Genomic DNA, 22,867 nt, shown 5'->3' with positions numbered 1-22,867 from the left:
ATGTCCACCACGCCCTTCATCAGCACCGCGAACACCGCCAGCAACGAACCGGCGACCGCGGCCAGCAACAGCGCGGCCACCGGACGGTCCGACCAGATCCGGGCGCCCAGCAACCCCAGGAGCAGCGGCGGACCCATCGCGATGGCGACGATCAGCCACACGTGCGGCGCCGCGCGTTGCTGGCCGCCGGTCGGATCGCCGACCGCGATCACGACCACCAAAGCCGCGGTCAGTAACACTGCCCACACCCACTCCGCGCGGGTGACGGGGTGGCGGCTCATCCGCGCGTAAATCGGCAGGGCGAACAGCAGCGCTGTCACCTGCAGCGACATCACCAACAGCACCGAGCCCTTGTCCAGGGCCGCAGCCAGCAAGATGTAGCTGGCGATGTCGCCGAGACCGCCCATCCACCACCGCGTGTCGCGCAACAACATGCCGAAGAGCGCCAGGTGGCCAACGGGTTTGTCGGTGACCTCCTGGGCGGATCGCTGACGGACCACGTTGCCGATCGCGGACGCCAGCGCGGCGCACAGGGCGAGAATCGCCGCCAAATCAGCCCTCGACATGCCACTAATCTAGTCGGGCCCCGGCAAACCGCCCGCCGAGCGCGGTTCAGAGCGGGAACGCGGTACCGGTGAGCTCTTCGGACAGGTCCCACAGCGCCAGCGCGGTGCCGGCCCGTTTGGCCGGCCAGTTACGCCAAGTCGGCTGGGTGCGGCCGTACAGACCGAAACGCGGGCCGACGAAGGTGTCGCCCGGCAGGTCCTGCGACACCGCGTACAGCGTCTGGCGGGCGCCGAAGTCGGCGTCGGTGGACACAATCCGGTCGACGGCCAACACCGCCGCGTCGCCCAGCTTTCGGCCGGAGTTGCCTTGCAGGTTCGTGTGCGACCAGCCGGGGTGGGCGGCCAGCGCGCGCAGCGAAGAACCGGCGGTGTCCAGACGCCGCTGCAGTTCGCTGGTGAACAGCAGATTGGCGAGCTTGGACTGGCTGTACGCCAGCCACGCCGAATACGGGCGGGACTTCCAGTTCAGGTCTTTGAGGCTGATGTAACCGAAGTGGTGCATCAGCGAGGACACCGTCACCACCCGGTCGGTCAGCTTGGGCAGCAGCAGGTTGGTCAACGCGAAGTGGCCGAGGTGGTTGGTGCCGATCTGGCCTTCGAAACCGTCGGCGGTCACCGCATAGTTGGTGGCCATGATGCCGGCGTTGTTGACCAGCACGTCCAGCGTGGCCATTTCGTCTGCGAAGCGCCGCACCGAGCCCAGGTCCTGCAGGTCGAGCTGGCGCACCTCGACGTCGCCGGCCATCCGCTCGGCGGCGGACTTGCCCTTCTCCGTGTTGCGCACGGCCAGGACGACGCGGGCCCCGGCGCGCGCCAATTCGCGCGCCGTTACCTCGCCCAGGCCGGCGTTGGCCCCCGTGATCACGACGGTGCGTCCGGCGAACGAAGGCAGGTCTGCTGCGGTCCAACCAGGCATGCAGCCCACCCTAACTACGTGATCTCGATCGCCGTCCGGCCGCAGGTATCGTGCGTGGGATGGCCAGCGGAACCTCACCTGGACGTTACGGATGTATCTAGGGGTCATCGTCAATCCGCTCGCGCGCAGGAATCGTCGCGGGCGGGGTGACCGCGTCGCCGAGTTACGCCGCATCGTCGGCCCGTGGGGCGAGGTGCACGAAACCGCCTCGATCGAGGACCTCGGCAAGACCCTGGACCGGCTGCATCCCCGGGCGACTCACCTCGTCGGCGACGGCGGCGACGGCGCGCTGCACTGGTTGATCAACGAGATCGAGCGTTGCGAGAGTGACCCCGAGCGCTGGCCGACCTTCGTCCCCACCAACGGCGGCAGTGTCAACGCCGTCGCCCGCAAGGCGCGCGTCCGCGGCCGGCCCGATGCCATCATCCGATCGCTGGCGGCCGCCGCCGAGGCGGATCGGCCCCCGCCCGAGATGCGCCTTGACACCCTGCGGCTCGACGGTGAGACCGCCGACGGCGCCGCGTTCCATCGTCTGTGCTTCGGGCTGGCCGCCGGGGGCGTCGGGAACCGGTTCTACGACATGTATTACGGCAAGCCCGACCATGGTCGCGGGGAAGTCGTCCGGGTGATCGGTCGCTCGTTCCGCGACTACCTCGGTACCAAAGTCGGCCGTTCACAGAACTCCAATTACGCGTCCGTGCTGTTCGCCCCGACGCGCGCCCGGGTCGTCATCGACGGCGTGGAGGTTCCGACGCGAATGCACCGCGTGCTGCACGCCGGCGCCATCGACCTGCGCATCGGCGGGCCGTTCCGGCTCTTCCCGAAGGCCGAGAAGCCCGGCGCGTTGCACTTTCAGGCCGGCGAGGTGCGGCCCTCGCGAATCGTTGTGCAGCTACCCGCTGCGCTTACCAACGGCACGCTCAGGGGTCGCGGGGTGCGCGACGTCAATGGCCGCGAAATGGTCATCGAGGCCGACGGCGAGCCGCTCTCCCCGATCATCGACGGCGAACGGTTCGTCGGTATCACTCGGCTGGTGGCCCGCGCCGGGCCGCTCATCCGCGTCGCCCAGACCGGCTGACTCCGCATCTCAGTAGATCCGCACCGCTGACCCCGGACCGTGGCGGAAATCACTTGCCTGCGCCATCCGGAAGCCGAGGATTTCAAATCCTTTGGGTGCGGATGTCCCCTTTGCGATGGCGATACTAAATGTCGGCGGAATTGCGCACACATTCGAAGGCGAGAATTCAGGACTAACGCAAATCCGTATCTCAGTATTCGCGCGCATGCTGAGCGCTGGAGTAACCAAACCCACTGGTTAGACTGGCAACTGACATACTGAAGTCCGTAGTTGCGGACCTGGCTTCCGCGCAATACGCGATCCGAGATAAGCCTTTCCTGTGAAAGTAATGTGCAGCGCTGGAAAAGCCTCCGCCCGCTTTGCCTGGCATCCATTAGCGGCGCTACATTGGGCTTTATCGATTGATCCCAAAGTTCTTATCGCCCATAGTGACCCGGAAGGGGGTGGCTCCTGCGATGGAGACGCTCATTGATCACCTGCACATGCGGGAAGCGCTGACTCCGGACAAGACCCTCTTCCGGTTCGTCGACGACGAAGGTCGCGAGCAGGAGCACTACACCTACCAGAGTTTCGCCGAGCGGACGCGTGAGTTGGCCGCGTACCTGTCGGCGGAGGCCGGGCTGCGCCCCGGAGATCGCGCGCTGTTGGTCTACCCGCCGGGTCTGGAGATGGTCGCGGCGTTCTATGCGTGCGCCCGCCTTGGGGTGGTCGCCGTGCCGGTCAGCCCCCCGCTGCCGATGTCGTTCGAGTCGGGGCTGGCCAAACTGAGCTTCATCGCCCGCGACTGCCAGGCCAAGGCGGTGCTGTCGACCAAGCAGTTCGAGTACGACTACCGCCTGCTCCTCAACCACCTCGACGAGGGGTCACCCTGGCCGGACGCCCAGCGGCCCCCGGAACTGCCCTGGTACGGAACCGACGGCACGCAGGACTTCGGCGGCACGCCCGTGCCCGACACGCCTGGACCGGTGCTCTTCCTGCAGTACACGTCCGGCTCCACCAGCGACCCCAAGGGTGTGGTGGTCAGCCACGCCAACGTCATCGCCAACGCCTCGGCCTTTACGGGCGGCGAGGTGCTGGTCAGCTGGCTCCCGCAACACCACGACATGGGCCTGATCTCCGCGTACCTGTTCATCCTGCTGGTCGGCGGGACGACACACGCGATGTCCCCACTTGACTTCCTGAAGCGGCCGTCGGCCTGGCTGCGGCTCATCAGTGACGTGCGCGCCACCCACACGCCGGTGCCCAACTTCGCCCTCGAGTTGTGCCTGCGCGAGGACAAGCTGCCCACGTCTGAGCTCGCCGGGATCGACCTGAGCAGCCTGGAGAGCATCGTCGTCGGCGCGGAACCGCTGCGCGCCAGCACCTTTACCCGATTCCGGCAGCGTTTCGCCCCCTACGGCCTGGAGCCCAACGCGCTCACGGGTGCGTACGGCATGGCCGAGAACACCCTGATCGTCTCGCTTCGCGGGCGCCAGACGCTGGCGCTGAACAAGCGCGCGCTGGAGAACAACCTCGCGCGCGTCGAAAAGGCCCAGCCAGAGAACAGCAACCAGGCTCCGGTGGTGAGCTGCGGCAAGCCCATCGACGGCAACGTCGTCCGCATCGTCGATCCGGAATCCGGGCAGGCCCTCGGCGAGGGCCGGGTCGGCGAGGTCTGGCTGGACGGGCCGTCCAAAGGCGGCGGCTACTGGAACCGCCCGGAGCTGAGCGCGGAGGCCTTCGCGGCCCGCATCCCCGGCGACACCGAGCACACCTACCTGCGGACCGGCGATCTCGGCTTCCTCTACGAGGGCGAGCTGTTCGTCTGCGGCCGAAGCAAGGACCTGATCATCGTGCGCGGCGTCAACTGCTACCCCTCCGACATCGAGGGCATCGTGGAGCGGTCGGCCCCGGAGGTCCGCGGCGGCTGCGTCGCCGCCTTCTCGGTGGAGCACGACGAGCAGGAAGTGCTGACCGTGGTGGCCGAGGTCCGCGGAGAGCACGCGCTCCCCGACGGCAAGGCCCTGGCGCGGGCCGTCCGGCGGCACGGCCACATCGACCCGCACACCATTGCGTTCGTGCCGCCGCACAGCATCCCGAAGACCACGTCGGGCAAGATCAGGCGCTCGTCGACGCGCCAGCTCTGGCTGGACGGCAAGCTGCCCGTCCTGTCGACCTACACGCACCAGCCCCATGACCGGGCCGAGGTGAACCCCGGGCCGCTGGACCGGTTCCGCAACCTGATCGAGAGCTACGACCTGACCGGTGACGAGGACTGCTCCTTCGCGGACCTCGGCATCGACTCGCTGGCGCTCGCCGAACTGCGCGCCGACCTGCAGGCCCTGCTGGAAGAGCACGGCGCGGGGGAGCTGGCCGAGGAGGTCAACACGCGCCTGCTGCAGCGACTGACGGTGGCCGAGTTCTTCCGCCTCATGCGGCAGTTCGGTGAGGGATCCGGGCAGCCGCTGGACGCGCTGCGACAGGCACTGGAACAGATTTCGGCCGAGTACGAGGCCTACGAGATGTCGCGGATGCGTGCCGACGCACAGCTTCCGCTGCCGGCGCTGCCGACGCGGCGCTCGGGCGCGCCCAGCGACATCCTGCTGACGGGCGCGACCGGGTTCCTGGGGCCGTTCCTGGTCAGCAGCCTGCTCGGCCGGACGTCGTTCACCGTCCACGCGCTGGTTCGCGCGACCGACGAGGCACACGGCCTGGACCGGATCGTCGCGTCGCTGCGTAAGGCGCGGCTGTGGACGCCGGCCCTGGAGGTCGAGGTCCGCAAGCGGGTGCGCGTGGTCTGCGGTGACCTCGCCGCGCCGCAGCTGGGCATCGGTGAGCCTGGGTTCCAGAGGCTGGCCGAGAGCATCGACGCCATCGTCCACAACGGCGCCCTGGTCAACTACGTCAGGACCTACGACGCCCTGCGGCCCGCCAACGTGATCGGGACGCACGAGCTGTTGCGGCTGGCCATGACGGCGCACCGCAAAACCTTCCACCTGGTCTCCAGCACCTTCATCTACGGGTGGAGCGTCAAGCCGGTGGTCGGGGAGTCCGACGCGAACCTGGAGATGAACGCCCTGGACTTCGGCTACTCGCAGACCAAGTGGGTCGCCGAGCAGCTGGCCTTCGCCGCCCAGCGGCAGGGGCTCGACGTGCGCATCTTCCGGCCTTCGTTGATCTCACCGACCAGTGCGGGTTTCGGCAGCCAGGACGACATCCTGGTGCGCACCATGGCGTTCATGATCGAGCACGGCGTCGCCGCCAACGCGCTCAACCAGCTCAGCCTGCTGCCGGCGGACCTGATCGCCGACCACATCGTCGCGCTCATGGAGCTTCCGGCCGAGGCCGGCTCGGTGTGCGGCAACGTTTTTAATATGACCGCGGACGATTACTACAACATGACCGACATCACCCGGGTCCTTACCGAGCGCTACGGCTACCGCTTCGACTACCACGACATCCCGTCGTTCGTCGCCGAGATGAATCGGCGCTGCACGCCGCGGGATCCCATCTACCCGCTGGTCGATTTCCTCACCCGCTCGGCGGACAAGATCGCGGCGATGCGGGACAAGCGCTACGGCAACAGCCAATACCAGAGTGCGCGCGCGCTGGCCGCGGTCCGCCTCCGTGAGCCGGCGCTGGCGGACACGGTCGAGAATCTCGTCCGGTTCTTGCGCAGTGAGCGCCTGATCACCGAGGCTGAGGCCGAGGCGCAACGCAGCGCTTAGCCGTAAGGGGGTCTTCTATGTTCACCGTCGACGATCAGGCGACGGGTCCGCATGACGCGTCGCTCGACCATGAGCGGATCGTCCTGCAGGCGCGCGACGTCGACTTCGACTGGGCGAAGCTGCCGTTCTACTACGTGCCCAACGAGCCCTTCACCACGCACTTCTGCAACGTGCTGCACCTGCTGCTGCCCGCGGGCGAGGAGTTCATCGTCGACGCGTTCAAGAACACGTTGCCGATGATCAAAGACGACCAGCTGCGGCTGGACGTGCAGGGTTTCATCAGCCAGGAGGCCATGCATTCCCAGGCGCATTCGGGGGTGCTGGACCATTTCGCGGCCAACGGCGTCGACGTCACGCCGTTCACCGACCAGATGCGCTGGCTGTTCTCCCAACTCATCGGGGACCGGCCCGGATGGGGCCGGCGGCGGCGCCAGAGCTGGCTGCTCGAGCGGGTGTCGATGGTGGCGGCCCTCGAGCACTACACCGCCATCCTGGGCGAATGGATCCTCGACACCCCGCAACACGACGCCCTCGGCACCGACCCGGTGATGCTGGACCTGCTGCGCTGGCACGGAGCGGAGGAGGTCGAGCACAAGGCGGTGGCGTTCGACACGATGAAGCACCTGCGCGCCGGCTACTGGCGGCAGGTGCGCACCCAGCTACTGGTGACACCCGCGCTGCTGTGGTTGTTCATTCGCGGCGTGCGGTTCATGTACTCGGTCGACCCGTACCTGCCGCCGGGCACCAAACCGCGCTGGCGCGACTACTTCAGCGCGGCACGGCGTGGCCTGGTGCCCGGCCCCTTCCAGTTCCTGCGGGTCATCGGCGCCTATTACACGCCGAGTTTCCACCCCTCCAAACTCGGCGGAGTCGGGCGCGCGGTGGACTACCTGGCCCGGTCACCAGCCGCCCGCGCGGCCCACTGAGCTCCGGGGTTAGCGCGAATGACCCAGTGCAGCAACGTAATCGCCTCCGACGGCGTGTCCCTTGCGGTCCACGCCCACTCGGAGATCGACCGCGGGCGCCCGACCATCCTGGCGATTCACGGCTACCCGGATAACCACCACGTGTGGGACGGAGTCGCTGAACAGCTCGGCGGGCGCTACAACTTCGTGGCCTTCGACGTGCGCGGCGTCGGTGCATCGTCCAGGCCGGCCAGGCGCTCGGGATACCGCCTGCCCCAACTGGTTTCCGATATCGGCGCGGTGATCGACAGCCTCGGCGTCGAGCGGGTGCACCTGGTGGCCCACGACTGGGGTTCCATCCAGGCGTGGTCGGCGGTCACCGATGATGCGGTGATGCGCAAAGTCGCCTCATTCACGTCGATTTCCGGCCCGCACCTGAACTACGCGGGCAAGTTCCTGCGGTCCGCGCGCACCCCCCGCGGCGTCTTCGATGTGCTCAAGCAGGCGCTGGCGTCGACGTACATCTGGTTTTTTCTGTGTCCGGGGGTGCCCGAGCTGGCGATCTGGTCCCGGGCGACCGTGGCGGTCTTCGCGGCGGTCGAACTGATCGGCCGTCCACGCGGCACCGGCCGGCAGCGCGCTGCGCCCACCCGGTCCATCCGCGACTACGTCAACGGGCTCAACCTGTACCGCGCCAACATGCCTGGGCCGTTCCTGGCGCCGGGAAAGCAGCTGCCACAGACCAAGGTCCCCGTGCAGGTGCTGGTGGCGCGCAGGGATTACTTCGTCTCGCCGCCCCTGCAGCGGTTCACCGGCTCGATACCGCCCCTCGGCAGGGTCGTCGAGATCGCGGGCGGGCACTGGGTGGTGTCCTCCCACCCCGAGGTCATCGCGCGGCTCACGAGCGAGTGGGTCGATCAGAACGCCATTGGGCAGACCTAGGATAACCGCTGTGGCACAGACTATTTGGCGTAGCAGACCGGCCGACCTGTACGGTCGCCGCAAGCGCGATCGGCTCTACACGGCGTTGTGGGGAGTCGGCACCCTCTTCGGCGGGTTGGCATCCGCGTCGCGGTGGGACCCGTCGCGGGTGATACCGGTGCCGCGTACCAACACCGCGGTGGTCACCAAGCGCGAAGTTCTCACGCCCGACGTGGTTGCGTTGACGCTCGCCGACGCGCAAGGCGGACTGCTGCCGTCCTGGACTCCCGGCGCGCACATCGATGTCCGGCTGGCTTCGGGCCGCCGCCGCCAGTACTCACTGTGCGGTCCGCCCGGTCGGCGCACCGACTACCGCATCGCGGTGCGCCGGATCGCCGACGGCGGCGGCGGCTCGATCGAGATGCACGACGCATTCGACGTGGGCGACACGCTCGAGTTCGAGGGCCCCCGCAACGCGTTCTATCTCGTCACCGATGAGCGCGAGGCGTTGTTCGTGATCGGCGGCATCGGCGTGACACCCATCCTCCCCATGATCCGGCTCGCCCAACAGCGCGGAATCGACTGGCGCGCGGTGTATGCCGGGCGCAGCCGTGCGTACATGCCGCTGCTCGACGAGCTCGTGGCGATCGCGCCCGACCGGGTCACCGTGTGGGCCGACGACGAGCGCGGCCGCATCCCGACCGCCGGGGATTTACTCGCCGGCACCGGGCCGACGACGGCCGTGTACGTGTGCGGCCCGACCGCCATGCTCGAAGCGGTGCGCACGGAGCGCGACCAGCACGCGAACGCGCCCCTGCACTACGAACGTTTCGGCCCGCCGCCCGTCGTCGACGGTGTCCCGTTCGAGCTGGAACTCGCCCGCTCGCGGCGCGTGCTCGCGGTCCCCGCAAACCGGTCGGCGCTCGACGTCATGCTCGACGACGACCCGAGCACCGCCTACTCGTGCCAGCAAGGCTTCTGCGGCACCTGCAAGGTGAAGGTGCTCGCGGGGCAGGTCGATCGCCGCGGCCGCACCGTGGAGGGCGACGGGGACATGCTGGTCTGCGTCTCCCGGGCCAAGGGCGATCGCCTCGTGATCGACGCCTGATCCCCCGCAGTCGGAGAGGGCAAATCTCAAATCTGAATGGCTCTCTGCAGCAAAACTGCAGCGGTTAGGTGAGCCTTAGTTATCATCGGCAGTCGGGCCGCGTCAACGCAGTGAAGGAATGGGGCAAGGGTGACCGATACCACCACACCAGTGGCGGAAGAATTCGACGGTCAGCCGTCGGTGTCGCTACGAGCCCGCGGCCGATGGCTGCGGTGGGGTCTGCTTGCGGTCTGGGGCCCCGGCCTGGTGGTGATGTTGGCGGACACCGATGCGGGGTCGTTGATCACCGCGTCGCAGTCCGGCGCCCAGTGGGGCTACCGGATGGTGCTGCCGCAGCTGATATTGATGCCGATCCTCTACTGCGTCCAGGAGATGACGGTGCGGCTCGGCATCGTCACCAAGCGCGGGCATGGTGCGCTGATCCGGGAGCGATTCGGCCGCGGCTGGGCGTGGCTGTCGGCCTTCACGCTGTTCGCCTCGGCGATCGGGGCGTTGCTCACGGAGTTCGCCGGCGTCGCCGGGGTGGGGGAACTATTCGGCATCTCGCGGTCGGTCAGCATCCCGGTCGCGACGGCCGCGCTGCTGGCGTTGGCGTTCACCGGCAGCTACCGGCGCGTCGAACGCATCGGCCTGATCGTCGGCGCGGCCGAGCTGGCGTTCCTGGTCGCCATGGTGCTGGCGCGGCCGCGGCTCGATGCGCTGCTGGACGGCATGTCCTCGATGCCCCTGGGCAACTCGTCGTATCTGCTGCTGGTCGCGGCCAACGTCGGCGCGGTCATCATGCCGTGGATGGTCTTCTACCAGCAGGGCGCGGTGGTGGATAAGCATCTGTCGGAGAACACGATTCGGCAGGCCCGCTACGACACGGCCACCGGCGCGGTGCTCACCCAGCTGATCATGATCGCGGTGGTCGTCACCATGGCCTCGACCGTAGGGGCGCACGACGGCGGGGGGTCGCTGAACACCGTCGGCGAGGTCGCCAATTCGCTCACCCCGTACCTGGGCCGCACCGGCGGGACGGTCCTCTTCGGGCTGGGCATGCTCGGCGCGGCGCTGGTTGCCGCGATCGTCGCCTCACTCGCCGGGGCGTGGGGGCTTGCGGAGGTGTTCGGGTGGCGGCACACGCTCAACGAGCGGCCCAACCGCGAGACGGCCAAGTTCTACATCACCTACGCGCTCGCCCACATCGTCGGCGCGGTGCTCGTCCTGGCCAGCGTCGACTTGGTCAACCTGGCGGTCGACGTCGAAGTGATGAACGCCCTGCTGCTACCGATCGTGCTGGGATTGCTGCTGGCACTGGAGGCCAAGGCGCTGCCCGAGCAGTGGCGCATGCGCGGGCCGCACAAATACATCACCTGGTTTCTGTGCCTCGTTGTCATGGGCTTCGGGCTGTACATGGTTCCGCAGGCGCTGGGCTTGATCTGAGCCGTCTACTCGTCGCGGTGCGCCGGGTAGGCGTGCACGAGCGCGCTGTTGAGCTTCGGCACCGCGTGAGTCAGTTCGTGTTCGGCGTCATGAGCGATGCGGTGGGCGTCCTCGAGGCTGGTGTTGGGATCGATGTCGAGTTCCGCGTCGGCGTGCAGCTGGTGACCGATCCAGCGCATCCGGATACTGCGCACGCTGCGGACACCCGGTCGGGCGACCAGGCACGCCTCGGCGGTGTCGACGAGCCTGGGGTCCACCGCATCCATGAGCCGGCGGAAGATGTCGCGCACGGCGCGGTACAGCACCGCCGCGATCGCCACCGTGATGATCATGCCGACGACCGGGTCGGCAACCGGGTAGCCCAGAGCGACACCGATCGCTCCGAAAAGCACTGCCAGCGAGGTGAATCCGTCGGTTCGCGCGTGTAGGCCGTCGGCGACCAGGGCGGCCGAGCCGATCCGGCGGCCGACCCGGATCCGGTAGCTCGCGACGCCCTCGTTACCGAGGAAGCCCACGACGCCGGCCGCCGCGACCCAGCCCACGTGCTCGACGGCGACGGGGTGGATGAGCCGCAGGACGGCCTCGTAGCCGGCGATCATCGCCGACAGGGCGATCATGCCGATGACGAACAGGCCCGCGATGTCCTCGGCGCGCCCGTAGCCGTAGGTATATCGGCGGGTTGCCGCCCGACGGCCCAGCGAAAATGCGATCCAGAGCGGGATCGCGGTCAGCGCGTCCGAGAAATTGTGAATGGTGTCGGCGGCCAGTGCGATCGACCCCGACACGACGGCGATGACCACCTGCATCGCGGCGGTCGCGGCCAGGCCGATGAGGCCGATCTTGACCGCCCGGATGCCGACGGCACTGGATTCCAGGGCGGTGTCGACGCTGTCGGCGGCGTCGTGGCTATGCGGGACGAAAAACTTGGCCACGACGCCGCGGAGTCCATGGGCATGTTCATGCCCATGCCCATGGTGGTGGTGGTGGCCGCTCTCCGCAGTCATCGCCACGCTGCCCGCTTACCTGCATGCATACGCAGATAATAGGGCATTCAACCGCTGACGCGCGAGCGCTGGCCCGTGGCGGCGGGAAACCTCACGGTGATTTCGGCACCCCCGCCGGCGAGATTCTCGGCGGTGACCGTGCCGTGATTGCGCCGCGTGAGGGTGTCGACTATGGCTAACCCGAGGCCGCTGCCACCTGTGGTCCGCGCGGTGTCCGCGCGGCTGAAGCGGCGAAACGCGTGTGGGAGAAAGCCGGGTGGGAATCCGGCACCGTGATCGCCGACGCGGATCTCGACGCCGTCCGCGGCGGACCCGACTCGGATGGTGACAGGAGGGGCGCCGTGCTGGACGGCGTTGTCGATGAGGTTGCTGACGATCCGTTCCAGGTCGTCAGGCTCGACGCAGAGGTATTGCTTTGCGGGGCAGTCAATCTCGAGCTGACCGTCGAGGCTGTGCCGATAGCGCTCGCCGATACTCGCGAGGCTGGTGCTCAGGTCGATCGTGGGGGGTTCGCCCCGCGAGCCGGCATCCGCGACCGTGAGCAGATCGCGCGCCAAGCGGGACAGCCGGGTGGTTTCTTGCAGGGCGGAGCGCAAGGCGGCGACAAGTTCGGGGTTGCTTCGCGGGCGCCGAACGGCGAGTTCGAGTTCCGTCGTCAGCAGACTCAGCGGAGTGCGCAGCTCGTGGCCCGCGTCGATCACAAACTGTCGTTCTCGCTCCAGCGCGTCTTGTAGCCGCCGCAGCAGCTCATTGAAAGTGATTCCCAGATCTTGGATTTCATCGCGGGCCAGTGGGACGGGCAGCCGGGCCTCCGAGTCGGTGGCGCCGATCCCGGCGGCGCGGATACGCATTCGTTCGACCGGTCGAAGGGCGGCGGCCGCCAGGAGGTAGGCGCCGATTGCGGTGGCGAGCAAGACGAGCGGGAAGGTGACGGCCAGCTCGTCGCGCAGATCCGCGACGGCGGAGTCCCGGTCGGCAAGGCTCTGCGCCGCCACGACGACGCGTCCGCCGGGCGCCGGGCCGGCCGCCAGCCGCACCGGTCCCTGCAGACTGCCGAGCTGCGACTGGTCGGTGACCAGGTTCCCTCGTCGGGCGTTGTTCAGCTGCGAGGGTGACAGTGCGGGCCGCCCGGCCAGATTGGAGGTCGCCGCCAGTACTTGACCACCCGGGGCGACGATCTGCTGGGCCGTGTCGGGATCACCTCCCGCGAGCAAGGGATCGTCGTCGGCTGCCATCGGGCGGAGGTTGGCCAGCTGGGTGGACAGAGACTCGGTGATCGCCGCATCGAGCGATTCCTTGGTGTGGGCGACGGTGAGAGTCGCCACGGTGAACAGCACCAGCCCCGTGACTGCGGTGAAAGCGGCGGTGAGCCTGAGCCGGATCGGCCAGCGACGGATCATCGGCCCGTTTTGTCGGGCACACCGCCATCGGCGCGCATTCGGTAGCCGATTCCGCGGACCGTTTCGATGGAGTGCAGGCCGAACGGCCGGTCAATCTTGTCGCGTAGCGCGCGGATGTGGACGTCGATGACGTTGGAACGTGATTCGTAGGCGAAATCCCAGCAATGTTCGGTCAGCAGCCCTCGGGTAAGCACCGTGCCGGGCCTGCGCATCAGCAGTTCGAGCAGGCCGAATTCCTTGGTGGTCAAGTCGATTTCAACCTCGCCGCGCCAGCATCTGCGGCTGGCGGGGTCGGCGCGCAGTTCTCCCGCGGTCAGCACCGTGGGCCGCGGTGTCGGCCCGCGGCGGATCAGCGATCGCAGTCGGGCGAAGAGCTCGTCCAGGTGAAAAGGCTTGGTGAGGTAGTCATCGGCGCCTCCGTCGAGCCCCGCCACTCGGTCCGCGACGGCGCCCCGCGCGGTGAGCATCAACACCGGCACCCAATTCTGCCGGCTACGCCATTTCTGGCAGACGTCGAAGCCGGACAGACCCGGCAGCATGACGTCGAGGACAACCGCGTCGTAATCGCAGACCGTCGCGGCGTGGTAGCCACTGGCGCCGTCGGCGGCGATGTCGACGGCATAGCCGTCTTCGACCAGACCGCGGCGGAGCAGGTCGGCCATCTTGGGCTCGTCTTCGACCACCAGCACTCGCACCGTTGCCACTACCCTCTCTGCCCCCGGTGGTGCCACCAGGACTACACCAATCATCCGCCCTTGGGCGGAGGTAAGGCAGGTGTAGTCGGTATTGATGAAGCTGCGATGAGGACATGCCGACGCGCCGGGTCTGCTTCATCGTGGCTTCATGAACAAGCGGTAGACCCACCGCCATGTCCGGTGTCAAGCGTGCCGTTGTGGGAATCGCGATCGCAGCCACGGTGGCGGTGGTATTGGCGGCCTGTAGTTCGGGCTCCAAGGGCGGCACCGGCCAACCGGCCAATCCCCGTTTGCCGGTGGCCACTGGCGATGCCGATTGGAAATCGGTCGCCGACGTGCTCGGCCGTAGCGGTAAACTCGGCGACAACGACACCGCGTATCGGATCAACTTGCCGCGCAACGACCTTCACATCACCTCCTACGGTGTTGACATCAGACCGGGGTTGTCGTTAGGCGGGTATGTGGCATTCGCCCGATACGACAACAACGAGACGCTGATGATGGGCGACCTCGTGGTCACCGAGGACGAGCTGCCCAAGGTCACCGACGCGCTGCAGGCACACGGCATCGCCCAGACCGGGCTGCACAAGCATCTCTTGCAACAGAATCCGCCGGTCTGGTGGACCCATGTCCATGCGATGGGTGACGCCGTGCAGCTTGCTCAGGGGATCAAAGCGGCGCTGGACGCGACGTCGATTAGCCCGGCCATCCCGCCACCGGCGCAGCAGCCGCCGGTCGACATCGACGTGGCCGGAGTCCAACAAGCATTGGGCCGCAAGGGAACTTCCGACGGCGGGCTGTTCAAGTACAGCATTACGCGCAAGGACACCATCGTGCAGGACGGGCACATTCTGCCGGCGGCATCGCTGAACCTCACGACCGTCGTCAACTTCCAACCCGTCGGCGGCGGTCGCGCAGCGATCAACGGAGACTTCATTCTGATCGCCCCCGAAGTGCAGAAGGTCATCCAGGCCCTGCGCGCCGGCAACATTCAGATTGTCGAGGTGCACAACCACGGACTCACCGAGGAGCCTCGGCTGTTTTATATGCATTACTGGGCCATCGATGACGCAGTTACCCTGGCCAAGGCGTTACGCCCGGCGCTCGACGCCACCAACCTGCGGTCGGGATAGCCGTCAGTCGTTATCCGGGGCTTCGGTGCCCAGGAAGTGGTAGCCCTGGTCCAGATGTACTTCCACCTCAGTGCCGTCGGGTTTGGTGACGAGCACCCCGTAATAGGCAGCGCCCTCGTTGGTTTCCCTTTCAACTTTCCCTGCTTTGCCCGGTATCGCCTGTACCGCCGCAGCGCGGGCCTGATCGGCGGCCGGGCCGGTGATCTCCTGGTCGTCGGCGGTGGCCACCCCGATGCCGATGGCCGCCAGAACTGCCGCGCTGGCCGCACCGATGCCGACCTTCGTTCTGATCCTCATGGATCCATCCCCTTCCCGTCCATGATCTGGTTGTGGAAGCGAAGGTAGCGGCGGCACATGAAGGCAGAATGAAAGTGTCCAACTCGTGCGTGCAGGTGATTTGCTTGCTGTCGGTAGGCAGGCTTTGAACTAATCGATGGTGGACGTTGGGCGGTAATCGCGAGAAGCGTCGTGCACCGGACGAAAAAAGTACATCTCTGAGACTCGGCACTTCCGCGAGGCTGTTGGTTGGCGGGGCAACCCCGATTGAGGCGCACCTCGAAAGGGTCTTACCTGCATATGGGACCTTGCCGGAAAGTCACGACGAGGACGATGATCGTGATTGACGGCTAAGGAGGCTCAATCATGATGCTCAATAGATTCGCCGCCTGGACCGGGCTGATGTCCGCACTGCTCGCATTCGCTGCCCTGCCGATGGCCCTCTTCGCGGCCGGCTCCGGCCATCCGGGCTGGGCGATGGTGGCGGCCGCCGCGTTGCTGTCCTGCGTAGGTCTCGGGGCCGGCGTGGTCGCGGCGGTCGTGCACTACGACCACCGGCATCACCGAAGCACCCCGCACCTCTTCTAACGGCCCGGCGCGTCATCGCCCGAACGGGTTCGGGCGCAACTCATCTCTGTCCGAATTCGCGGGTCCTAAAGAGGCCGTCGTGGAGTCCCCGGGCAATCTGAGCGGACACGTCGGAACTGGTTCCCGCTGGCGGCTGGCAACGACAGCTCAGGCTACCGAACACATTCGGGTCGGTGCTGGCGGGTGGAGCTAGCCAAACACCGGCGCCGAGGGCGATTGCAATACTGCCGAGGAGTCTCGTAATCACCTGGGAATAGGTCACTTACGGCCTGTCGCCAGGTATGCAACTAGCGCCGCGACCGCGGGTGGACTCAGTCGGTTCGCAGCAGCAAGGCGGCGCCGCGTTCATGCCGCAACCATACCCCCGTAGGGTAATCGCGTCAACGCGAACGTCCGTGCCTCGTCGTTGCAGGTGCACAACTCTCAGATCGAAAGCAGGTCAGTGGCTTGCGATGTCGCTCTCGTTCCCCAGGGTCCGCACCGCGCCCACGGCGAGCGGTGCCTGCCGCGAACCGCGAAGCTCCGCCGCGAGGTCGTATTCGAACGCCGGAACTCTTAACCCCCGACGGCGCAACTGTCGATCCAGCGCGGCGACGAACAAGCCCTTGCCCTTGCGGCGGCACCCGAGAACGGCCCGCTCGTTCATCACATCGCGGGTCAAGGCGGCGGCCGGGCAGGCCGCCACCACCTCCAGCGAGGCGCGCATGTCCAGGGTCGTGGTCACCCCGCACGACGGAGACGCGCCGATCCCGACGATCCCGGCCACCGTGATCCCGGAACCCTGGTAGTCGGCAACGTCGCGGGCGACCTGCCGCGCCAAGCGGCGATAGACGAGGCGGGTCCACAGCACGAATACGCGCAGCAATGGGCCGCGCAGCGGATACAGCCATCCGCCCTTGGAGTGGTACAGGTGCAGGCTGTGGGGCTTCAATACCCCGCCCCAGGCCAGCCGCTCCGGGCACGGCAGTTGATGAATCCCGTAACCCGCCTTCATCAGCTCCTCGACCACCTCCGACACGGCACCGGGCCGGGTGGCGCCGCCGGCGTAACGCGTGTTCTCGTTCAGCAGGCAGTGCGAGACCAGCACAACCCGCCGGCCGCGTTCGTCGTGCAGTCGGTCGAGCAACAGCTGCGGTTGCCTGCCACGCATACCGAGAGCATCGACATCCGCTTGACCGTTCAGTAGGGGCCAAGGTCACCGAAGGGTGGTCCTCTTGGTTCTGGTGGGGCGGCGCGCCGCGGGGCAGATTGGGACCAGGTTGTACCGATGCAGAGTGGAACCAGTGTGCCGATGCTCCAGGAAGTGCTCTTCGAGTCCGGTGGGGTGCGCTGCGCGGCCGATCTCTACCGGCCCGCGAAGGCGGCCGGCAGGCTCGCATGTGTGGTGATGGGACACGGCGGCAGCGCCACCAAGCGACTGGGTCTGCCCGCGTACGCGGAGAAGTTCACCGCGGCGGGCCTGGCGGTGCTGGCGTTCGACTATCGGCATTTCGGAGCCAGCGGCGGCGAGCCCCGGCAAGTCATCAACGTCGCCGAACAACAGGACGACTACCGGGCGGCGGTGCGGTACGCACGCGGCCGTGACGACATCGATCCGCGTCGAATTGCCTTGTGGGGAACGTCGCTCAGCGGTGGCCATGTCCTGGCGGTCGCCGCCACCGATCCCGACATCGCCGCCGTGGTGACGCAGGTTCCGCTGATCGACGGCTGGCACCGCGGCCGCGGGCTGCGCGAGCGTCTCAGTTGGGACGTCACGTGGCGGACGCTGCAATTCACCGTCGCAGCGGTGCGCGATGTGGTTGGCGCGAAGTGGGGCCGGGGACCGTATCTGGTTCCGGTGGTCGCCGATCCCGGCCAGACCGCGGTGTTCCCCGAACCCGAGGCGAAGGCAGCGTTCGAGGCGCTCGGCGGCGAAGCCGTGGGCTGGCGCAATGCGCTGGCGCCCCGCATGTTGTTCGCGTTGCCGCGTTACCGAAAAGGGACCGCGGAGAAGCTGCGCATGCCCGTCCTGATGTGCGTGGGTGACCACGACCTGCAAGCGTCACCCAGGTTCGCGGTGCGCATCGCGTCGCGAATGAATAACGTTGAACTGCACCGCTATCCGGTGGGTCACTTCGACGTCTACACGGGCGCGCTCTTCGAGGCGATCAGCTCGGTGCAGACGGAGTTTCTGCGCCGCCACTTGGGTCCCTGACGAGTTCAGGACCAGGGGCCCGGGAAGTGGCCGTCCTGGTCTTGCACCATCACGATGTCTTTGCAGTCCCCGTTGAGGGCCGCGGCATTCTCACCGCGGCATACCAGCGTCCAGCCCGATATTCGCGTGAAGGGCCGAACGGACCACGTGGTCGCAATCGGATCGGTGGCGGGCAGGGCGAGAACGGCGAACGTGTTGCCGGTGTTGGTGATGTAGAGGTGGTCTTCGAAGAACGCCACCTTGGCAATCGACATCTTCTTCGCGTCGTCCCGCGTCTTCAGGTAATCCCACTGCTGGCCGCGTAGGTTCCACACCCCGAAGCCGAATGCGGAACTGTCCGAATCATGGCCGTCGACAAACAATTTCCCGTCGGACAGCGTCGCGGACAGTCCGCCACCGGGAATGCGGTCGGAGTCGCCGACCTTGATGACGGCCTTGGCGTTCAGGTCATAGAACATCGTCGACAGCGCCGGGGGATTGTAGGAGTCCCAATGCGTGATCTGCACCAGTTTGTCTGGGCCATCCGTCAATTCGGCGTCCACACTGCGGATGTCGTTGTCCTGATAGATCGCCTCTCCGCTGGGCCGGCGCAGCTCGGCGCCCGACGTCTTGGCCGGGTCGGTATTGCGTTGAAAGGCGAGGACGTCCTGCCACGCACGCCCGGATTGTGGGTCGCTCCACGGCGTCGACAGGTCGGCGCCCGAGAGCAGCACGGTGCGGGGCGGTGACGTGGCGCCATGCCCGTCGGTGAAGGCGTTGGTCCACGCCACTCCCGTCGCCGTCGAGGCGAGCCCCCAGTCCTTCGCCGCGGTGAACTTGAGATCCGGGGTGGGCGGCTGCAGCTCTTTTGTCGCCAACGGTTGACCCGCCTTGAAGTCGTAGGCGTACGCGGTCGCCTTGCTGACCGCGGGTTGTTGCGCCTGGGCGGGTTTGGCGGTCGTGACGATGTAGACGACCCTCATGTCGTCCGCCGTGCCCGTCAGCGCGCAGATGGCGCCGGTGAGGTTCTCGCCCGCGGCGACCGCCGGAACGGCCGGCGCGATGTATTGACCGGTTTTCGGATCGAAGATTTTCGGGCGGATGTCCTCGAGCGCGGTTTTGCCCGTCGAAAGTTTGTCCGGGCAACCGAAGTACGCCGTACCGCCGTAGCTCTTCCAATCCTTCTCCAGCGGACCGGTTATCGCGGCCGGCGAGGGGGCGGCGCTGGTGGCGGTTTTCGAAGAAGAAGTCGAGGTGGTCGGGGTCGCCGCGGGCGGGGACGCGGTCTCCGAACAGGACGCGACGGCCAAACAGGTGACCGCCGCGACGAGGGCAAGCCCAACTTTGGGCACAGTTTGCCCAGTGAACGCCCGCATCGGAAAACCCCCGTTAAGTTCGTGTAACCAACGAGCGTAAGGCGGGCCGGGACTCACCGCGACTTATGTCAGAACGTCTTCGTCACACCAGGCGAGGGACCGGCTACCGGTCGAACTCGATGGGCAGGCTTTTCGGCCCGCTGAGGCTCACCATCGGTTTCCATGGCACCGGCCCCGCGGTGCGGGGGTTGAGCAGGCGGCCCGCGATGACGTTGAGCGCCTCGGCGATCTCCCGGCGGGCCAGATTGGCCCCCAGGCAGTAGTGCACGCCGCCGCCGAAGGTCAGGATGGGCGGCGCCCCCTCGCGCGCGATGTCGACCCGGTCGGGCTCGTCGTACACCGCCGGGTCGCGGTTGGCCGCGGCGGTGTTCACCAGGACCATCGTGCCGGCTGGAAAGAGGTAGCCGTCCAGATCGGCGTCCTCGACCACCAGGCGAAGGGTCCCGCACGCGATCGGCGAGTGGCGCATGGTCTCCTCGACCGCGCGCATCGCCAGTTCGGGGTGATCCTTGAGCAGGCCCCATTGCTCCGGGTGCTCGCAGAGGACGTGCACCGAGGCGGCCACCTGGTTGCGGGTGGTGTCGGTCCCCGCCAGCAGGAGACCGCCCGCGAGCATCCGCAGTTCGGCCGTGTTCAGCCGGTCGCCCGAATAAGTCGGGTCCTCGGCGCGAATCAGGTCGGAGAGCAGGTCATCGGTCAGGCTGTGCCGTCGCCGCGCGACCATGTCGTCGACGTAGGCGTCCAGCTGGTGCCACGCGCTCATGACGACGGGCTCGACGGCTCGCAGGTCGACGCTGAAGCTGAAGGCCTTGAAGACGTCGTCCGCCCACGCCGAGAACTGCTGCCAGTCCTCGCGCGGAGCGCCGAGCAATGCGCAGATGATCGGCACGGGGTAGGGGCGCGCGAGGTCGGTGACGACGTCGCAGCGGCCCGCGTCGATGACCGCATCCACCAGCTCGTTCATCACCGCGACCATGGTGTCGTGCAGCCGCAGGGTCGCGCGGGGAGTGAACGCCTTGGACGTCAGGCTGCGCAGCCGGTGGTGCGCGTCGCCTTCCAGGCACAGCAGACTGTTGACCACCTTGTCCCACAAGGGTCCCGACGTGACGCCCTGGGCGAGCAGGTTGATCCCCGGCGGGATGTGGAATCGGGCGTCGCGAAGAACGGAGCGAACGAGGTGGTAGGAGAGAACTTCGGGTCCGTGCGGCCCCATGGCGACGGGAGCCTGCCGTTGCGCCGCCTGCAGGCGGGGATAGACGTCGGCGGGGGTTTCTTCGGAGTCGTAGGCCAGCGTCGGCAGATCGGCATCGAAAACGCTTGTGGGAGCGGTACCGACGGTCATGACGGTCTCCTCGAGGTCGCGCGAGCGATCAGTTCGCGACAACTTTCACACAATGTATGGCCGCGCTGGTTGAGTGTCAACGATATTGCCGCTTCTCGGCCCAGCGGGCCATACAAGTTGGAGGGCGTGTGTGGCCGTGCGGTTCGGGACCTAACCGGGTCTCATCCCGCGGACCAGTTGGCCGCCAATCAGCACGACCGCGAACACCCCCCCGATGACTCCCGAAATAAGCAGCGGCAGTTGACCGTTCGCGCCCCACAGGAGGCCGGCCCATAGCCCCGCCGCCAGGACGGCCAGTCCGATCAGGCCCTGGAACACGCCCTGCGCGCTGGCCTGGTGCCCCGGGTCGACGAGCCCCGAAATCCAGGCCTTGCCCACGCCGTCGGTGCACCCCGTGAACAGTCCGTAGGCGCCGAGCAGCAACCACGCCGTCACAATGTCGGTGGTCAGCCCCAGCCCGATGTAGCCGACCGCGAAGAACGCCAGACCCAGGCCGAACAACGCCGGCCTGCCGATGCGGTCGGCGAGCGCTCCGGCGGGATAACTGGCCAGGGCGTACACCGCGTTGTAGCCGACGTATGCCAGGATCACCCCGACCACCGAGAAGCCAATCTCGTTGAGCCGCAACAACAGCAGGGCGTCGGGAAAATTCGCCACGCTGAACAACACGAGCAGTGCGGTCACCCGCCAATACGGCCGCGGCAATGAGCGCACGCCGGCCCACATCGATTGCCGCTCCGTTCGCGGGGCGCGACGCCCGCGCTCGCGTACACCGAAGACGAGCACCACGGACAGGACGGCGGGCACGATGGCGACATACAGCAACGGTGCGATTCGGTGGTCGAGCAGCTCGTAACCCACCAGCCCGAGCAGCGGACCGAAGACGGCACCGAAGGTGTCCATTGCGCGGTGGAAGCCGAAGACCCGGCCGCGCAGGGCGTCGTCGACATCGTCGACCAGTAGCGCGTCCCGCGGCGCGCCGCGCACACCCTTACCGAGCCGGTCGACAACGCGGCCCGCGAGCACGCCCGGCCACGCCGCGGCGATGGCGATGATCACCTTGCCCAGCGCCGCCATCCCGTACCCGGTGGCGATCAACGGGCGCCGCGCGAACCGGTCGCCGAGCGGGCCCGACGCGAGTTTTGTCAGCGAGGCGGCGCCCTCGGCCGCGCCCTCGACGGCCCCCACCACCGACGGCGGCGCACCCAGTACCGCCGTCAGGTAGATCGGCAACAGCGGATACAACAGCTCACTGGCGGTGTCCTGCAGGAACGAGACCCCGGAGAGCACCCGCACGTTGCGGGTGAGCCAGCGTGGCCTCGAGTCGGTTTCACTCTGGGGCACGAAGCCGCACCATCCGTGTCGTCGATGTCTCGTCCAACTCGACGACGTCCGACCGAGAACGCAGGAAATCGCTGAAAGACCGGAATCCCAGGGATCTTTCGCTGAACGACGGGTCCATCCGCTTCATCTGTGCCTTCACCGCCGAGTTGTGCAGCCAGTCGACGTCGTCCTTTTCCAGGCCGATCTGCAGCGCGCGCGTCAGCAGCGCGGTGGCGGCGGCCTGCGGATCGGGTGGCTCCGGCTCGTCGGCCTGCGGCGGCTTCGCGCGCCCGGCCCGTTGCTTGGACGGCTTCGCCTCGGACTCGGCGCCCGCGGGCTGCGGTTCGAGCGCCGGCACCCCCGGCAGCGAGTCGTAGATGACGAACTCGTCGCAGGCCGCCGCCAGCGCCCGGCTCGAGGCGCCGGCGACCCCGATGCCCACCACGTAGCGGCCGAGCCTCTTGCAGCGCTGGGCCAACGGGATGTAGTCGGAGTCGCCGGCCACGACCACCACGTGGGTGAGGTCGGGCAGGCGGAACATGTCCTCGACGGCGTCCACGGCCAGCCGGATATCGGCGCCGTTCTTGCCGTAGGCCGCGGCGGGGAACAACTGGACCAGGTCGACCGCGCGGGCCACCAGCTGCCCGCGGTACCCGGCGTTGATATCCGCCGACCAGTCCGCGTAGGCGCGGGTGAGCACCAGCGTCCCGAACGACGACGCGAAGTCGAGGATCGCGCCGACATCGACGGTGGCCCGGTCCAGCCGCTCGGAATACTGCTCGAGCCCCTTGGCTTTGTCACGCTGGAACGAGTTCCGGCCGTGGACCTGGTCGTATCGGGAGATCACGATGTTGTCGAAGTCGAGGTAGACGGCCACGCGGGCCGCAACCGGTTCGGTCATGGACTAAATCATCGCTGAGGCCTCCGGCAC

20 protein-coding genes are annotated in these 22,867 nt (G+C 67.5%); 9 read left to right on the top strand and 11 right to left on the bottom strand.

What is annotated here, in order from left to right:
• Together A5709_RS16035 and A5709_RS16030 are read right to left on the bottom strand one after the other, a co-directional pair.
• Positions 1-566: DMT family transporter (locus A5709_RS16035; protein ID WP_197520166.1), on the bottom strand; the 566-nt coding region annotated here is incomplete at its 3' end.
• 46 nt (positions 567-612) lie between these two features.
• Positions 613-1,482: an oxidoreductase gene (locus A5709_RS16030; protein ID WP_068120750.1), complete on the bottom strand. Its 870-nt coding sequence runs from the start codon at positions 1,480-1,482 to the stop codon at positions 613-615.
• Positions 1,483-1,573: 91 nt separating this feature from the next.
• Between A5709_RS16030 and A5709_RS16025 the strand changes: the two genes are divergently transcribed.
• The 6 genes from A5709_RS16025 to A5709_RS16000 all read left to right on the top strand — a co-directional run bounded on the left by A5709_RS16025 (position 1,574) and on the right by A5709_RS16000 (position 10,626).
• Positions 1,574-2,560, top strand: coding sequence for a diacylglycerol kinase family protein (locus A5709_RS16025; RefSeq protein ID WP_068120748.1), 987 nt, complete (start codon positions 1,574-1,576; stop codon positions 2,558-2,560).
• 455 nt (positions 2,561-3,015) lie between these two features.
• Entirely contained in the window at positions 3,016-6,267 is a 3,252-nt protein-coding gene (locus A5709_RS16020; RefSeq protein ID WP_068120747.1) for a thioester reductase domain-containing protein, read from the top strand.
• A gap of 17 nt (positions 6,268-6,284) precedes the next feature.
• Positions 6,285-7,193, top strand: a complete 909-nt coding sequence (locus A5709_RS16015) for a metal-dependent hydrolase (protein ID WP_067946644.1) — start codon at positions 6,285-6,287, stop codon at positions 7,191-7,193.
• Positions 7,194-7,211: 18 nt separating this feature from the next.
• Positions 7,212-8,114 (top strand): alpha/beta fold hydrolase, encoded by a 903-nt coding sequence (locus A5709_RS16010; protein ID WP_068012056.1) that lies wholly within the window; start codon positions 7,212-7,214, stop codon positions 8,112-8,114.
• Between the two features lie 10 nt (positions 8,115-8,124).
• Complete coding sequence (locus tag A5709_RS16005; RefSeq protein ID WP_068012057.1) at positions 8,125-9,201, top strand: PDR/VanB family oxidoreductase; 1,077 nt, start codon at positions 8,125-8,127, stop codon at positions 9,199-9,201.
• Between the two features lie 129 nt (positions 9,202-9,330).
• The gene (locus A5709_RS16000; RefSeq protein WP_068012058.1) at positions 9,331-10,626 is read left to right on the top strand and encodes an NRAMP family divalent metal transporter; all 1,296 of its coding nucleotides are present in this window, start codon (positions 9,331-9,333) and stop codon (positions 10,624-10,626) included.
• A gap of 5 nt (positions 10,627-10,631) precedes the next feature.
• Here the strand turns inward: A5709_RS16000 and A5709_RS15995 are convergent, their stop codons facing one another.
• Genes A5709_RS15995 through A5709_RS15985 form a run of 3 tightly spaced genes read right to left on the bottom strand, consistent with a single transcriptional unit; the run spans position 10,632 to position 13,734 of the window.
• Positions 10,632-11,630: a cation diffusion facilitator family transporter gene (locus tag A5709_RS15995; RefSeq protein ID WP_068120745.1), complete on the bottom strand. Its 999-nt coding sequence runs from the start codon at positions 11,628-11,630 to the stop codon at positions 10,632-10,634.
• Between the two features lie 47 nt (positions 11,631-11,677).
• Positions 11,678-13,030 (bottom strand): ATP-binding protein, encoded by a 1,353-nt coding sequence (locus A5709_RS15990; protein WP_068120743.1) that lies wholly within the window; start codon positions 13,028-13,030, stop codon positions 11,678-11,680.
• Complete coding sequence (locus tag A5709_RS15985; protein WP_369827344.1) at positions 13,027-13,734, bottom strand: response regulator transcription factor; 708 nt, start codon at positions 13,732-13,734, stop codon at positions 13,027-13,029. Before A5709_RS15985 ends, A5709_RS15990 begins: the two co-directional genes overlap by 4 nt.
• 164 nt (positions 13,735-13,898) lie before the next feature.
• Here A5709_RS15985 and A5709_RS15980 point away from each other — a divergent pair, with 164 nt between their 5' ends.
• A complete protein-coding gene (locus A5709_RS15980) occupies positions 13,899-14,858 on the top strand; it encodes a DUF1259 domain-containing protein (RefSeq protein ID WP_068120739.1) in 960 nt (319 codons plus the stop codon).
• 3 nt (positions 14,859-14,861) lie between these two features.
• Here the strand turns inward: A5709_RS15980 and A5709_RS15975 are convergent, their stop codons facing one another.
• Positions 14,862-15,155, bottom strand: coding sequence for a PepSY domain-containing protein (locus tag A5709_RS15975; RefSeq protein ID WP_068120736.1), 294 nt, complete (start codon positions 15,153-15,155; stop codon positions 14,862-14,864).
• Between the two features lie 345 nt (positions 15,156-15,500).
• Between A5709_RS15975 and A5709_RS15970 the strand changes: the two genes are divergently transcribed.
• Positions 15,501-15,722: a hypothetical protein gene (locus tag A5709_RS15970; RefSeq protein WP_067946652.1), complete on the top strand. Its 222-nt coding sequence runs from the start codon at positions 15,501-15,503 to the stop codon at positions 15,720-15,722.
• A gap of 439 nt (positions 15,723-16,161) precedes the next feature.
• On the opposite strand, the gene A5709_RS15965 is transcribed toward A5709_RS15970, so the two are convergent.
• The gene (locus tag A5709_RS15965) at positions 16,162-16,872 is read right to left on the bottom strand and encodes a 2-thiouracil desulfurase family protein (RefSeq protein ID WP_068012059.1); all 711 of its coding nucleotides are present in this window, start codon (positions 16,870-16,872) and stop codon (positions 16,162-16,164) included.
• 117 nt (positions 16,873-16,989) lie between these two features.
• Between A5709_RS15965 and A5709_RS15960 the strand changes: the two genes are divergently transcribed.
• Positions 16,990-17,916 carry an alpha/beta hydrolase gene (locus A5709_RS15960; RefSeq protein ID WP_068120734.1) on the top strand — a complete coding sequence of 309 codons (927 nt, stop codon included), beginning with the start codon at positions 16,990-16,992 and terminating at the stop codon, positions 17,914-17,916.
• 5 nt (positions 17,917-17,921) lie between these two features.
• Here A5709_RS15960 and A5709_RS15955 read toward each other — a convergent pair whose 3' ends face one another.
• From A5709_RS15955 to A5709_RS15940, 4 genes are all read right to left on the bottom strand, one after another.
• Positions 17,922-19,271 carry a hypothetical protein gene (locus A5709_RS15955; RefSeq protein WP_068120732.1) on the bottom strand — a complete coding sequence of 450 codons (1,350 nt, stop codon included), beginning with the start codon at positions 19,269-19,271 and terminating at the stop codon, positions 17,922-17,924.
• A 103-nt stretch (positions 19,272-19,374) separates the two neighbouring features.
• Entirely contained in the window at positions 19,375-20,613 is a 1,239-nt protein-coding gene (locus A5709_RS15950; RefSeq protein ID WP_068120730.1) for a cytochrome P450, read from the bottom strand.
• 150 nt (positions 20,614-20,763) lie between these two features.
• Positions 20,764-21,957 (bottom strand): MFS transporter, encoded by a 1,194-nt coding sequence (locus A5709_RS15945; protein ID WP_068120728.1) that lies wholly within the window; start codon positions 21,955-21,957, stop codon positions 20,764-20,766.
• On the bottom strand, positions 21,944-22,837 hold the full coding sequence (locus A5709_RS15940) for an NYN domain-containing protein (RefSeq protein ID WP_067943922.1): 894 nt from the start codon (positions 22,835-22,837) through the stop codon (positions 21,944-21,946). Before A5709_RS15940 ends, A5709_RS15945 begins: the two co-directional genes overlap by 14 nt.
• Between the last annotated feature and the right edge of the window lie 30 nt (positions 22,838-22,867).

The sequence above is a fragment of the Mycobacterium sp. E1386 genome, assembly GCF_001672745.1.
In the GTDB taxonomy this organism is placed as follows: domain Bacteria; phylum Actinomycetota; class Actinomycetes; order Mycobacteriales; family Mycobacteriaceae; genus Mycobacterium.
The sequence above is the reverse complement of the archived record's forward strand: the minus strand, read 5'-3'. Positions and strand labels throughout refer to the sequence as shown.

Coding starts and splice junctions, on each gene's coding strand:
- A5709_RS16030 (WP_068120750.1), bottom strand. CDS start 1,482: ATGCCTGGTTGGACCGCAGCAGACCTGCCTTCGTTCGCCGGACGCACC.
- A5709_RS16025 (WP_068120748.1), top strand. CDS start 1,574: ATGTATCTAGGGGTCATCGTCAATCCGCTCGCGCGCAGGAATCGTCGC.
- A5709_RS16020 (WP_068120747.1), top strand. CDS start 3,016: ATGGAGACGCTCATTGATCACCTGCACATGCGGGAAGCGCTGACTCCG.
- A5709_RS16015 (WP_067946644.1), top strand. CDS start 6,285: ATGTTCACCGTCGACGATCAGGCGACGGGTCCGCATGACGCGTCGCTC.
- A5709_RS16010 (WP_068012056.1), top strand. CDS start 7,212: ATGACCCAGTGCAGCAACGTAATCGCCTCCGACGGCGTGTCCCTTGCG.
- A5709_RS15995 (WP_068120745.1), bottom strand. CDS start 11,630: ATGACTGCGGAGAGCGGCCACCACCACCACCATGGGCATGGGCATGAA.
- A5709_RS15990 (WP_068120743.1), bottom strand. CDS start 13,030: ATGATCCGTCGCTGGCCGATCCGGCTCAGGCTCACCGCCGCTTTCACC.
- A5709_RS15980 (WP_068120739.1), top strand. CDS start 13,899: ATGTCCGGTGTCAAGCGTGCCGTTGTGGGAATCGCGATCGCAGCCACG.
- A5709_RS15975 (WP_068120736.1), bottom strand. CDS start 15,155: ATGAGGATCAGAACGAAGGTCGGCATCGGTGCGGCCAGCGCGGCAGTT.
- A5709_RS15970 (WP_067946652.1), top strand. CDS start 15,501: ATGATGCTCAATAGATTCGCCGCCTGGACCGGGCTGATGTCCGCACTG.
- A5709_RS15965 (WP_068012059.1), bottom strand. CDS start 16,872: ATGCGTGGCAGGCAACCGCAGCTGTTGCTCGACCGACTGCACGACGAA.
- A5709_RS15960 (WP_068120734.1), top strand. CDS start 16,990: ATGCAGAGTGGAACCAGTGTGCCGATGCTCCAGGAAGTGCTCTTCGAG.
- A5709_RS15955 (WP_068120732.1), bottom strand. CDS start 19,271: ATGCGGGCGTTCACTGGGCAAACTGTGCCCAAAGTTGGGCTTGCCCTC.
- A5709_RS15950 (WP_068120730.1), bottom strand. CDS start 20,613: ATGACCGTCGGTACCGCTCCCACAAGCGTTTTCGATGCCGATCTGCCG.
- A5709_RS15940 (WP_067943922.1), bottom strand. CDS start 22,837: ATGACCGAACCGGTTGCGGCCCGCGTGGCCGTCTACCTCGACTTCGAC.